Genomic DNA, 13,974 nt, shown 5'->3' with positions numbered 1-13,974 from the left:
TACTAGTAAAGACTTTTATTTTAGTCTTAAATGATATACTTTCTTAATTATTGTCACAAAATTCATAAACGATTCAATAGAAAAAACTTCAATGAAATGCGTAGGTGCTTATAATGATTGAAATAAAGACGTCCACACTAAGTGATGGAGAATTGAATAGAGGCGTATTTGCCACATGTGATATTCCAAAAGGAGTATTATTTCACCAAGCTCCGGTGATTCCTTATCCGAATGATGAGCATATTCACATTGAAAAAACGCTTTTAGCCGATTATGCTTTTGAATATGGAAAAAATCATACCGCAATTTTGTTAGGCTACGGTATGCTATTTAATCATTCCTATCAGCCAAATGCCAACTATGAAATCAATTTCGATAATCATACTTTTGATTTTTATGCGTACAAAGATATTAAAGCAGGGGAAGAAATTCTCATCAATTATAATGGGGATGTGGATATTGATGATCCACTATGGTTTAATCAAGACTAACCTACATTAATAGCTCTAAAATAAAAAAACAACACTTTTCTCTAAATAAGTGTTGTTTTTTTATCCGATTATTTAGCTTACTTCAAATGAAAGATACTTTAACAATCAGCTTTTTTTTCAATTGGTTTAACCCTACATACAAATAATAATAATAAAGCACCTACCATAGCTATTATAGCACCTACATATAAAGCAGTATCGTAATCACCAGACCAATCGATAATCAAACCTGTTAGGAAAGGTGCTAGTATTCCCGCAACAGATCCTAATGTAGTTACTACACCACTGATTGTACCGACACTTTTTTGAGACAACACTCTCGGTATGGTTAAAAAGCCTCCCATTGTAAGACATAAAAATCCATTAGAAGCTGAAATTAATAAAGCTACAGTCCCAATACTCGTTGCTTTCGAGCCTATTATTAATAAAACTCCGGAGATTAACAAACCTAATATAGGAATTAATTTTCTACCAATGTTATGCCCCAACTTATTGGAGGCAGCATCCGCTAAATAGCCTCCAATTGGATATGTAAAAATAGCCACAAGATATGGCAACATAGAATAGATAGCACTTTGGCTTAAATCTATACCTCTACCATTTACAAAATAGACAGGTAACCAAGTCAAAAATAAAAAGAAAAGATAGTTAGCACAAAAGTAAGCAAGTCCACACCCCCAAACGGATAGAGTTGAAAAAATTTCTTTTTTTGACAATACAATTCCTTCTATTGGCGTTTCTTCTTTATTATGATCTGCTCGAATATAATCCAATTCTTCTTTTCCGATTTTACAATCATGTTCTGGTTTATCTCTACCGAATTTCCACCAAACCAAACACCAAAGAGGACCGAGAAAAGCAAAAATATAAAATAAACTTTGCCAACCCCATGTTTGAATAATCCAAGTAGCGATTAACATTGTTACTCCAGTACCAAAAGGGATTCCTGCTAGAACCAACCCTGTAGCTATTCCTGATTCTTTTTTAGGTATCCAATTTGCTATTATTGAATAAATCGCTGGCATGGTCACACCTTCACCGAGACCCATAGAAGCTCTAATTAAGACCATTAATCCTAATGTAAAGCCAAATGGAGTAAGAAAAACAAAAATAGACCATGCTATAGCTCCCACTACCAAAACTTTACCGCCACCAAATTTATCAGACAACATGCCACCAGGAAATTGAGTAATTGTATAACCTATAAAAAATGCTGTAGATACCAGCCCAAACTCTGTTGCACTCCAATTAAAATGTTCCATCATAGAAGGACCTGCCATTGACATGATGGATCGATCCATATATAAAACAATCGTACATAATGCTAGTAGAAATACAATCGACCAACGTTTATTTCCAATTTTCGAATGCATAATTATCCTCCTCATAGTGTGACACACACATTCAATAAGCCCTTTCGAATAGAAGCTAAAAACCAATAGCCCCTATCGCAATTCATGCTCAATATTTCACATAAAAATCGTGATAATATTCCATTTGAAAACAATACTGACGATGTCCCACTATTCCTATTAGATTAGCATATTACTAATATTTAAACCTCTGACTAAAAAACATTTTGGCTATATATCTGACATTCTATCATTTTACCCAACTTTAATTTTCCTTAATTCCTTAGTTAATACAGGAACTATTTCCGTTAAATCTCCCACAATGCCATAATCTGCAACTTCAAAAATTGGAGCGTCAGGATCTTTGTTAATGGCTATAATCGTTTCAGAAGAGGAAATACCAGCTACATGCTGCATAGCACCAGAAATTCCACATGCAAAATATATTTTAGGCCCTACTGTTTTTCCAGTTTGACCAATTTGCAATTGCGGAGAAATCCATCCAGCATCCACACAAGCTCTTGATGCAGCAATAGTTCCACCAAATACTTCTGCTAATCTTTTGAGCATTTCGAAATTTTCTGGCCTACCTATTCCTCTACCTCCTGCTACAATGACTTCTGCATCCTCTAAGCAAACTCCTCTTTCTTCTGTTAACTTAACTATTTCTAATACCTTCGTTCTAATTTCTTCTTTTCGAGTATGAATATTCTCTTTAATAATATAAGGATTACATTTTTGAATTGGTATAGCTTTTTTAAAAACACCTGGACGTACAGTACCGATTTGTGGTCGTGACTTGTCACAAATAATCGTTCCCATTAAGTTTCCGCCATATGCTGGTCTTGTCCATGCAAGAATACCGTCCTCTTGCATTTCTATACTTGTACAATCTGCAGTTAGCCCTGTATGTAAGCGACATGCCACTCTAGATGCTAAATCTCTTCCATTATTAGTAGCACCCATTAAAATAGCTGTTGGTTTATACTTATTCACTAATGTAACCATTACATTTGTATATGCATCAGTAGTGTAATGTGTATATTCTTCTCCTTCAACAACAATTATTCCATCCGCACCATATCTACTAACTGTTTTTACTGTTTTATCCACATTCTGACCGATGATGATGGCAACGAGTTTTTCATTATGAACTGTCGCCAACGTCTTTCCTTTATTAAGCAACTCTAGCGCTACTTTTTTTACTTCACCCTCAAATGTTTCTATATATACCCATATATTCTTATACTCTGAAAGCTCCATCACCCAAAACCTCCTTATATAAGCTTAGCTTCGATTAACTTGGCGGCTAATATACGTACTGCTACATCTCCATGATTTTCATTTATAACAATGCCAGTACCTCTTTTTTCAGGTGTAAAGGATCGTTTAACCTTCGTCGGAGAACCTTTTAGTCCTATTTTTGCTTTATCAATTTCTGGCATATCAGCAAATGTTAATACTTCTATTTCTGCTTTATTTGCAGCCAATTTACTTTTAATCGTCGCTAATCTTGGGTTATTAATTGATCTAACCACTGTGCATACAGCAGGGAGCTTTGCTTCAACCAGCTCATATCCTTCATCAATTTCACGTTTTACCACTATTTTTTGCTCTTCACAGATATCAAGTTCTGTAACATAGGTTAATTGAGTTAATCCTAAATGTTCTGCAATAGCAGGTCCAACTTGTCCAGTATCCCCATCGATTGCCTGTTTTCCACATATAATTAAATCATATGTTCCTAAATGTTGAATTGCTGAACTCAATATATAACTTGTAGCGTACGTATCAGACCCTCCGAAACGTTTATCACTCACTAATACAGCTCTATCAGCACCTACAGATAAACATTCTTTCAATGCTAACTTGGCTTGTTCAGGCCCCATACTAATTACTGTAACCGTTCCACCATGTTTTTCTTTCAACTGTACTGCGGCCTCCACTGCATGTTTATCGAAAGGATTAACGATAGCTGGAACTCCAGTTCTAACGAGCGTATTCGTAACGGGATTAATTTTAATTTCAGTTGTATCTGGCACCTGTTTAACACAAACTAATATATTCATATCAATCCCCTCCTTTAATGAAATGTAGTAAGAGATTCTTCGAATGATTATAAATAGTTCATTCATTATTTAGGACTCATTCAAATTTTTTCTTCACATGACTCAGTTGAACAAGCACTCTATTTCATTACAATGTAAACATTTGTTATACCAATATTGTTATATGAATGTGTTATATTTGAAATAGTACGTTCATAAAGGAATGAGTTATATGATATTTTTAGCATTTATTGGTCTTCTTCTTTTTATTATTTTCATATTACTTTTTGGTAAAAAACGCATTGGTTGCTTCATATACATGATTTTAGGCTTTATTTTATGGAAAATGGGTGTACTAACCTTTGTTGCTACACTTCTAATGAATGTAATCAGATGGATATTTGTATTATTCTCACATTTAATAGAGAAATTGATTCATTCAGGAGATAACGCTGCTTCCTTCATAGCTATGTTCAATAAAATTAGCCATATTGTCATAACAAACATTCTCTAGAAAACCACACAAAAATAAGCTGTATGACTTTCATATAGCTTATTTTTGTAAAAGTCATTCTCCGTTTAATGAATATATATTTGTTTTTTTAACTTCTTTTTAATATCCTCACGCAAAATATATTTTTTCACCTTACAGCAAGATCCTGTTCTAGGAAGACGATCTACTAGTTCGACCCTTTCAGGATATTTAAATTTGGCAACATGCATTTTATCAAAAAATACTTTTACATCTTCTAAAGTAAAAGGTATGGCAGGATTATTGAGAACTACATAAGCACAAGCCCTTTCTCCTAATCTTGGATCTGGCATTGCTACAACAGCTACTTCATAAACATTGGGATGTTGTTGTAAAATATCTTCTACTTCAACACTACTAATGTTTTCTCCACCACGAATGATAATATCTTTTTTCCTACCGTTTATTCTAATGTATCCATCTTCGTCCATCGTACAAAGATCTCCACTATAGTACCAGCCTTCATCATCAAGAACCTTGTCTGTCATTTCTGGTTCTCTAAGATAGCCTACAAATACATTCGGTCCACGAGATGCTTCCTCTCCCTGAAACCCTGTAGGTACTGAATTTCTAGCTTCATCGACCACTTTAATCTCAATTCCTGGCAATGCTTTTCCATCCGTTTGAATAATCTTCTCACTAGTATCATTTGGTGATGTTGCCGTATGCGGCACACTTTCAGTAGAACCGTACACACCAATTACATTAAATCCAGCTTTGATACCTTGTTTTACCATATGTCTAGGAATTGGAGCACCACCACACATAAAAAATCGCAGCGAAGAAATATCATAATTTCCTTTTGGCAACGTACGTAATAGGTCATATACTATAGATGTGCTCCCAAAACCACATGTACATCTTTCGCGCTCAATTAACTCTAGACAAAGATGAGGTTTATAAATGTCTAACAGAACACATTTAGCCCCTAACATGAAGGCTGCAGTGACCCCATGGTGAAAACAAGATGCATGTGCTACCGGAACAGGCATTAAAATCACATCAAAATCATTAATATCTAAGTAATTAGTAAAGGTCCGTTCACTGGCAATAATATTATTATGAGTTAGCATAACTCCCTTTGGATGTCCCTCTGTACCAGATGTAAACAAAACGGCCGCTAAATCATCAGCGTTACTTCTAATTTCCTTGTTAAGAGCAGGATAATTTTGAATAATAGAAGCATATGTAATGCTTTCTTTTTCCTCTTTTATCTCTCTTCCTTTCTCTACGACTATTATTTCCTTCAAGCTAGTAACCTGTTTGGATAAAGACTTAATCATATTGGTATAATCGCATTTTCTAAACCAACAGGGAACAAATAGCATCTTCGATTGACATTTATTTAAAATATAAGTTAATTCCAATTCACGTGCATTCGGTAAAACAGGATTGATAACGGCTCCTGTTTTTAAACACGCCACATAAATAATCAAAAATTCTGCCCAATCTGGTAATTGAACCGAAATGAAATCTCCAGGTTCCACACCTTTTTGGATGAAGAAATGAGCTAATCGATTAGCAGCATCATCAATTTCAGAATATGTGTAGCTATCTCCCTGAAGATCAACTATTGCCACCTTCTCTGGAAATTTTAACAGGGACATTTTCCAATAATCGGCTAGAGTAGCATCACCCCAAAGTCCTTTTTTCCTGTATTCACGTTTCTGGAATTCACTGATCTTCATTCCTAAAGACATTTCACTACCTCCCTTGAAAATTTTCAAAAACGGAAGTATTATTTAGTTAAATACTCATTTTCCCATCTACTAATTACTAGATGGATCTTTAGATTTTAGAAATGAGAACACAAAAGGAGTACCAGTCCTTTTGTGTCATCTCATTATCAGAATGCTATCATTAGCTTGCTTTTATTTTTTTAATTTCTTCGATAAGAATCGGCACTATTTCAAACAAGTCTCCAACTACTCCATAGTCAGCTAATTCAAAGATCGGTGCATCAGGATCTTTATTTATAGCCACAATGACATCTGAAGAAGTAATACCCGCCAAATGCTGAGTTGCACCAGAAATACCGCAGGCAATATAAAGCTTTGGAGATATTCTCTTACCTGATTGACCAATTTGTAAAGAATATGGTACCCATCCTGCATCAATACACGCTCTAGTCGTTCCTATGGTACCTCCTAATACAGCTGCCAACTCTTTAATTAGTTCAACATTTTCAACCTTTCCTAAACCTCTACCTCCCCCAACAACAACATCAGCATCCTCTAATTTAATTCCTTCTCCTACAGATTGAATGACCTCTTTTACTTTCGTTCTAATTTGTTCAGTTGGTGTCTGAATAGCTTCGTTTATAACATTTGCCGTTCTTGAATCATCTGCTTCTGCTTTTTCATATGAACTAGATCGTACTGTACCAATTTGAGGGCGCGTCTCGGGAAATGAAACAACATTCATCAGTTTGCCACCATAAGTTGATCGAGTCCAAGCAATAGAACCATTCTCTCCTACTTCTACTGCTGTACAATCAGCTGCAGATCCAACTTGTAATCTAGCTGCTACTCTCGATGACAAATCTCTACCATTATTAGTAGCTCCTAGCAAAATAACAGAAGGCTTATATTTTTCTACTAATTTTACAATTGCATTTGTATAACTTTCCGTATTGTAATCTTTATATTCATCACCTTTAACTACTAATACTTCATCCGCTCCATGAGAAATAGCTGCTTTCACTGTCGCATCAACATGTTGTCCTATAGCAATTGCTACTATTTGTTCTCCATTTGCTTTCGCAAGTGCTTTTCCTTGATTAAGTAATTCTAAGCTAACTTTTTTCACTTCGTCATTTAGGCTTTCTAAAATGACCCATATATTTTTATAATCATGAATATTCATCTTTATCACTCCATTCCTATATGAGCTTAGCTGCAACTAGATTCTTCATTAATTCATGTGCGGAATCACTATCAGAATCGCCTTGAATCTTCATTCCAGCTTGTCTTTTTGGTGGTACATAAGATTTCATTATTTTTGTATATGAATTAGATCCAACCTTAGTTGAATCAATCTCTAAGTCTGTCGCTGTTAACACATCAAATTTCGCTTTATTTGCAGCCATTTTTGTCTTAATTGTCGCTAATCTAGGATCATTAATTGAATCTCCTACTGTACAAACAACAGGGAATTGCGCTTCTACTACTTCAATTCCTTCATCTAATTCACGATGAGCGATAATAAAATTTTCTCCTAGCTCAATTTTATTAACATAGGTAACCTGAGCTATATTTAATATTTCTGCAAGCTGTGGTCCTACTTGCCCTGCATCCGTATCCATTGCTTGATTTCCACAAATGATTAAATGAAAATCGCCTAATTTTTTAATAGCTGCCGCTAAAATGCTACTTGTCGAATAAGAATCTGAACCTTCAAATGCTGGATCATTAATTAATACACCTTTATCAGCACCAACCGATATACATTCTTTTAAGGCCGCTTTTGCCTTATCAGATCCCATTGTAATAACCGTTACACTACCACCATATTGCTCTTTCAATTGAACAGCTGCTTCAAGCGCATTTTTATCATAAGGACTTATGACAGCTGGGGTTCCATCTTTGACTGTACCCGTTTCCACATCAATTTTTATATCCTCGATATCAGGAACTTGTTTCACACACACTAGAATTTCCATCATTTCATTCCTCCATTCAAATAAATTTATTCATTAATCCTTTAACATTTGTCTAGCAATAGTAACTCTTTGTATTTGGTTAGTTCCTTCAAAAATTTGGAATACCTTTGAATCTCTCATTAATTTTTCGACCGGATACTCTCTACTTACTCCATATCCTCCAAAGATTTGAACAGCGTCAGTTGTAACTTTAACAACAGTATCTCCGCAGAATGTTTTTGTTACAGCTCCCTCTCCAACAACAGGTTTTCCTTCATCCATTAATCCCATAGACCACTGAACTAAATTACGAGCAGCTTCTGTTTGGATTTCCATATCTGCCAATATCATTTGGACAGCTTGGAAATCACCAATTGGTTTCCCAAATTGCTTTCTTTCTTTTGCATATTTAACAGCTTCATCGATGGCTGCTTGACAAATACCTACAGCTAAAGTACCTACAAACGCTCTAGAAACGTTTAATGTGTTCATCGCAATCTTGAAACCATCTCCTTCTTTCCCAAGCAGATGATCAGCAGGAATACGAACATTATCCAGGATAATATCTGTTGTATTAGATAAACGAAGACCCATTTTATTTTCATGAGGTCCAACTGAAAGTCCTTCGCGGTCTCTTTCTACGATAAATCCAGAAATACCACGGACACCTGCTCCTTTATCTGTTGAAGCAAAGACCACATACACACTTGCTACTCCACCGTTTGTTACAAAGCATTTTGTTCCATTTAAAATATATTCATCTCCATCTTTTACAGCTGTACATCTAACAGATCCTGCATCTGTTCCTGCATTTGGTTCAGATAAACAAAAGGCGCCAAATGCTCCAGGAACGATAATGTCTGAGAATAATTTTTTCTGCTCGTCATTTCCTGCATAAATAACAGATCTTAAAGCAACAAATGTTGTTACTAATGAAATAGCAAACCCTGCATCGACTTTAGCTAATTCTTCAAAAACAATAGCAGTTGTTTTAAAATCTAAACCTGAACCTCCGAATTCTTCAGGAATTTCCAAAACATGTAGTCCCATTTCAAAGGCTTTTTGTAAAATTTCCATTGGAAAGTCACCGGACTCATCATATTGCTTCACATAAGGCTTTAATTCTTTTTCAGCAAATTCCTTTACTAAATCTCTTAGCTCTATTTGTTGTTCCGTTAACATATGTTCCATTTTTTACTCCTCCTATTAATTCAATTTAAGGTTTAGACTACTAAAATACATCTCTATTTTTATTTCATTAACCTTCTCTAAAAATAACTCCCATGCCTTGCTCAGGATAATTCCATGAATATCCTTCAACACCTTTGTTTAATCGTTCACATACAAAACGACAATTCCCACATTCTAGACAGCCAACATGATCAAAACTCAAAATATTATTAGCTGTATCCCACTTATAACGTTCTGCTGGACAGCAGGTCGTGCAAGCACGATGTCCACAACTTTTACACGCTTCTTTATCTACAATAATGTGGGGATTATGATCATCACTATCGAAGCGGTTCTTTTCTAATCGAACATCAATCGATAACGTCTTCATAATGCTTTCCCCCCTTTAATAGCATCTTTTACTACACTGAAAATAGGTACTTTCCCCTTAATAGATTGCTTTACAACATTCATGACTGATGGAGTTGGATTGCTATCTACACTGTACAGATTTTTCATTAAACTGGTTGCCAAATCAGGGTAAGTAGTAAATAAATGTTGAGAATGACCAATATAATCATGTGAATTTTTAAACGTTTTTAAATCCTTCAAGACCAGTTCAAGCTTACTTTCATATCTATTCAAAAAGTTACTCGAGTAATCATTTGCTTCTATCGCTTCAATAGCAGTCTCAGCAGCAGCAATTCCTGATAAAATAGCGTAATCCATACCTCGAACGGTAAATCCTCTATTTACAACCAATCCTGCTGCATCTCCAGTTATCATAAATCCATTTTTACAGAGCGGCGGAATTGAATGTATCCCACCTTCAGGAATAACATGAGCAGAATATTCGATAAGTTCACCACCTTCAATATACCGAGAAATGGCTGGGTGCATTTTAAACTCCTCTGCAATATCAGCTAATGGTAATTTTGACTTTTTCCATCCATTAGAATCGACTACAAGACCAACAGAAATGCTGTCTTCATTCGTGTACAAAAATGCTCCTCCACTTATACCTTTCGTACAATCACCAGCACATAACAAGGCAGTACCTTTACCACTTTCCGTATTGAAACGTTCATTAATAATATCCTCAGACAATTGATAAACATATTTGACACCAACAGCCATATCTTTTACGTCGGGTGTTTTAATCAAACCTGCTCGTTCTGCAACAATAGCATTTACACCTTCTGCACTTATGACAAGATCAGCTTCGATTTCTTCTTCTCCCGTCTTTATACCACACACTTTACCGTCTCTTATAATTAACCCATCGACCGTTGTACCTGGAATAATCATAGCTCCTTCTTCTTCTGCCTTTGCAGCAAGCCAAGGATCGAATTTAGCTCTCAACACTGAGTATGATTGTTGATTCATTGAAGGAAACAATGAGTCAATAGACATACTGTTTTCCGCAGTCATCATCATCATCATTTCTCGGGTAATCTCTCGTTCTAATGGTGCTTCGCGCCATTCATTCGGCATCAATTGTTCAAGAGCATGTGTATAGAGACGGCCACCAGTCATATTCTTCGATCCTGGTTCACTTCCTCTTTCAACTACCATAACCTCTACTCCTGCTTTCGCAAGACGGTATGCAGCTGAGGATCCAGCAACACCAGCACCAATTATGATCACCTGAAATTTATCTTCAGCCACAGTAATCGCTCTCCTTTAAATAATTGCCTTATTCGCTCTCATATTTGCAATATCTTCTTTTGAATAACCAAGCTGAGCTAATATTTCTTCAGTATGGAATCCTAGTGGTTTAGATTTTACTAAATCTGGATTACCCACACTATTAAATCTAACAGGCGATGTAGGAAATACTACTTCATCTCCAGAAGGGTATGGTACCTTCCTAATAACATCATTTGCCCATGCTTGTTCATCATGAACAACTTCATCCATCGTATATCCTTTTTCAATCGCTACATCGTTTTCTTTAAATAATTTCATAACCTCATCAAGGGTCATTTTAGCTAATTCTTTTTCTAAAATTTCAATAATCTCTTTATTTTTCTTACGATTATTCACTTCTTCAATCGTATTAAAATCTTCATTATCTATTAAATCTTCTCTACCTATCATTTTCATAATTTTCGAAAAATGCTTATTGTATTCAGGAGCGCAGAAGAGGAACCATCTCTTATCCTTTGTTTCATATGTATTATTAAATGGATTTGCCACTTCTTTTCTGCTCTTCGGATAGATGTTACCTGGGAATTGTGAAGAAACAACGGCCACATTCAACATGAACAAAGCGGTATGATGAAGACTAGCTGTCACTTTATCACCCAATCCTGTTTTTTCTCGCCCAACCAAGGCAGCACATATTCCTGATACTAAGCACATAGTTGCTTGAAAATCACCATATGCATTCGGTTCAAGTAGAGGCGATTCACCTCGTTCAGTCATTGCTGTTAAGGCACCACTTCGACAAACATAAGCAGTAGCATCAAAGCCCGCAGTATCTTTTTCAGGACCTTTCTCTCCATATCCTAGAATTTGTGCAAAGACAAGCTTCGGAAATCTTTTGCTCAGCTCTTCATAAGAAAACCCTAACTTCTCAAGAGCTTTTGTTCTATAGCTTGTCACTAGAACATCAGCAGACTCCAATAATTTATATGTTGCTTCTTTACCTTCTTCTGTTTTTAAATTCAAACATACAAATTTTTTATTGAAATTACCTATATCAAAGGCAGGATTCTCTTCTTTGCTATAAGGCATGTTAAATACTCCACCTTGTGTTCTAGCAGGATCTCCCATCGGTGGTTCAATTTTAATAACTTCCGCTCCCCATTCCCCCAAAATTCTAGGAACTGTTGGAGCTGCATAGAACCCTGTTAATTCAACTACTTTTATCCCTTCTAATGGCTTCATAATTTATGACCCTCCTTTTTTTTTGTAAAGGCTCATTATTAAAAACCCCTTCCAAATATGTAATCTATTATTCTAGTAAAGACTATAAGGAAGGGATTTCTTCTAGTCTTTATACTGTCTTAACTTCGTTTTTTGATTTAATTGGTTTAACTTTTCCTACTACTAATAAGACAAGTGCTCCTATAATCGACAATGCAGCCCCTAAAAACATAGCTGTTTCGTACTTACCAGATGCATCAATTACAAAACCAGTTAAAACTGGGGCAAGTATTCCTGCACATGTTCCAATAACACCATATAATCCGACGATCATACCAGCATTTTTCGGAGCAAGAATAATTGGTATAGAGAAAAATCCACCTTGTGTAAGAGTTAAAGCACCCATTGAAATACACAATAATAGAACGGCTGTAAATAGGCTGTCTGTTCTAGTTGCGAACATTAAAGCAACACCACCAGCAATCAACCCTAAAACCGGAAATAATTTCCGACCAATATTTTGTCCGAATCTTTTCGCTGCCCAGTCAGCTAATATTCCACCAAGTGGATAAGTAAATACTGCTACTATATACGGATACATTGTTGCGTATCCAGATTCAGATAAGGATAAGTTACGTCCTTCAGCAAAATAAGTAGGTAACCATGTAAGCAGTAAATAAAAGACGTAATTATAACAAAAGTAACTAATTGTCGCGCCCCAGACTGATACACTTCCGTAAACCTCTTTTGAAGTTAATAATGTACCTGCTACTTCTTTTGCCCCTTGACCAGCCTTAATATAATCTACTTCTTCCTTACTAATAGTAGGATGTAATTCTGGCTTATCTTTACCGAATTTCCACCAAATTAAGCACCAAATTGGGCCAAGAATAGCAAATAAATAAAAGATTGTTTGCCAATTAAAGTTCTCTATTAAATACACTCCAAGTGGCATTGTAATTGCAACACCAAGTGGAACACCAATAAGAGTAAAACCTTGTGCTTTACCTGATTCCTGACTTGGTACCCATTTCGAAACCATAGAAGATGCGGAAGGTAATGTTACACCTTGACCAGCCCCCACCAATGCTCGTACGAGAATGAATAGACCTAGTGAACCAGCCAAAGGACTAAGTAAGGTAAATAAAGACCAAACGAGCGTACCGATTACGATAACTTTACCTGCACCAAATTTATCAGCTAGAAAACCAGCAGGTAACATAGTTATTGCATATCCTATAAAAAACGCTGTTGATACTAAACCAAATTGTGTTGCACTCCAACCATAATGATCCATTATAGTAGAACCAGCTATGGATACACTTGATCTTCCAAGGTACATAAATGTGTAGGCTAATACTAGAATAAAAACAATGAACCATCTTTTATTACCAGTTTTTACACTATTAACAGATCCTACTTTTGCATTATTCATAACTTACTGTTCCTCCTTATATCAGAATTTTTTAGAGCAAGACTGCCTCACAAAAAACGTAAATATGAAATATGATTTGCTTTCATTTCTCAACATTGTCTTCATTTGCAATTTGTATATTCCCAAAGCTATCCGACTACGGAAAACGTTGACCTAAGTCCTTTCATCCATGTGCTGTTAATAATAAAAGCTAAATCTCCTTTCTTAACCTATGAAATAAGAGCAACCTCGTTCTGTTATCAGAATAAGACAAATTCATTCAGATAACTAATTCCTATTTCAAAAACAATTACGATAATTCATAGGAATTGTGAATATATTCACACTCATTCTCATATCACATATAAGGAATAAACATTTATATAGTAAGTGATATAAGTCTTTCTCAAATAAATTATTAGAATGTAAAACATGCAAGAAAAAATATCCGACTCA

At 35.5% G+C, this 13,974-nt stretch carries 13 protein-coding genes; 2 read left to right on the top strand and 11 right to left on the bottom strand.

From position 1 onward, the window contains the following. Positions 1-113: 113 nt before the first annotated feature. Positions 114-491 (top strand): SET domain-containing protein, encoded by a 378-nt coding sequence (locus tag BN349_RS00495; protein WP_019240301.1) that lies wholly within the window; start codon positions 114-116, stop codon positions 489-491. Between the two features lie 98 nt (positions 492-589). On the opposite strand, the gene BN349_RS00490 is transcribed toward BN349_RS00495, so the two are convergent. The 3 genes from BN349_RS00490 to BN349_RS00480 form a co-directional block, all read right to left on the bottom strand. Further along, positions 590-1,864, bottom strand: coding sequence for an MFS transporter (locus tag BN349_RS00490; RefSeq protein ID WP_019240300.1), 1,275 nt, complete (start codon positions 1,862-1,864; stop codon positions 590-592). Between the two features lie 234 nt (positions 1,865-2,098). Then, positions 2,099-3,106, bottom strand: a complete 1,008-nt coding sequence (locus BN349_RS00485) for an electron transfer flavoprotein subunit alpha/FixB family protein (RefSeq protein WP_019240299.1) — start codon at positions 3,104-3,106, stop codon at positions 2,099-2,101. Positions 3,107-3,120: 14 nt separating this feature from the next. Then, positions 3,121-3,912: an electron transfer flavoprotein subunit beta/FixA family protein gene (locus BN349_RS00480; protein WP_019240298.1), complete on the bottom strand. Its 792-nt coding sequence runs from the start codon at positions 3,910-3,912 to the stop codon at positions 3,121-3,123. A 211-nt stretch (positions 3,913-4,123) separates the two neighbouring features. Here BN349_RS00480 and BN349_RS00475 point away from each other — a divergent pair, with 211 nt between their 5' ends. Next, on the top strand, positions 4,124-4,405 hold the full coding sequence (locus tag BN349_RS00475; RefSeq protein ID WP_019240297.1) for a hypothetical protein: 282 nt from the start codon (positions 4,124-4,126) through the stop codon (positions 4,403-4,405). Positions 4,406-4,470: 65 nt separating this feature from the next. On the opposite strand, the gene fadK is transcribed toward BN349_RS00475, so the two are convergent. The 8 genes from fadK to BN349_RS00435 form a co-directional block, all read right to left on the bottom strand. Next, positions 4,471-6,123 carry a medium-chain fatty-acid--CoA ligase gene (gene fadK, locus BN349_RS00470; RefSeq protein ID WP_019240296.1) on the bottom strand — a complete coding sequence of 551 codons (1,653 nt, stop codon included), beginning with the start codon at positions 6,121-6,123 and terminating at the stop codon, positions 4,471-4,473. A 160-nt stretch (positions 6,124-6,283) separates the two neighbouring features. Beyond that, a complete protein-coding gene (locus tag BN349_RS00465; protein WP_019240295.1) occupies positions 6,284-7,288 on the bottom strand; it encodes an electron transfer flavoprotein subunit alpha/FixB family protein in 1,005 nt (334 codons plus the stop codon). A 16-nt stretch (positions 7,289-7,304) separates the two neighbouring features. Continuing rightward, entirely contained in the window at positions 7,305-8,087 is a 783-nt protein-coding gene (locus BN349_RS00460) for an electron transfer flavoprotein subunit beta/FixA family protein (RefSeq protein WP_232423493.1), read from the bottom strand. A 30-nt stretch (positions 8,088-8,117) separates the two neighbouring features. After that, positions 8,118-9,254: an acyl-CoA dehydrogenase family protein gene (locus BN349_RS00455; protein ID WP_019240293.1), complete on the bottom strand. Its 1,137-nt coding sequence runs from the start codon at positions 9,252-9,254 to the stop codon at positions 8,118-8,120. 67 nt (positions 9,255-9,321) lie between these two features. Next, positions 9,322-9,624 (bottom strand): ferredoxin family protein, encoded by a 303-nt coding sequence (locus BN349_RS00450; protein WP_019240292.1) that lies wholly within the window; start codon positions 9,622-9,624, stop codon positions 9,322-9,324. Then, a complete protein-coding gene (locus BN349_RS00445) occupies positions 9,621-10,901 on the bottom strand; it encodes an FAD-dependent oxidoreductase (RefSeq protein ID WP_019240291.1) in 1,281 nt (426 codons plus the stop codon). Before BN349_RS00445 ends, BN349_RS00450 begins: the two co-directional genes overlap by 4 nt. 15 nt (positions 10,902-10,916) lie before the next feature. Beyond that, the gene (locus BN349_RS00440) at positions 10,917-12,125 is read right to left on the bottom strand and encodes a CaiB/BaiF CoA transferase family protein (RefSeq protein WP_019240290.1); all 1,209 of its coding nucleotides are present in this window, start codon (positions 12,123-12,125) and stop codon (positions 10,917-10,919) included. A gap of 109 nt (positions 12,126-12,234) precedes the next feature. Then, a complete protein-coding gene (locus tag BN349_RS00435; RefSeq protein WP_019240289.1) occupies positions 12,235-13,539 on the bottom strand; it encodes an MFS transporter in 1,305 nt (434 codons plus the stop codon). Positions 13,540-13,974 lie beyond the last annotated feature (435 nt).

Origin of the sequence: Bacillus sp. AP8 (genome assembly GCF_000321185.1) — a bacterium.
GTDB classification, from domain to species: domain Bacteria; phylum Bacillota; class Bacilli; order Bacillales; family DSM-1321; genus Bacillus_AD; species Bacillus_AD massilioanorexius.
This window is presented reverse-complemented; position numbering and strand designations above follow the sequence as displayed.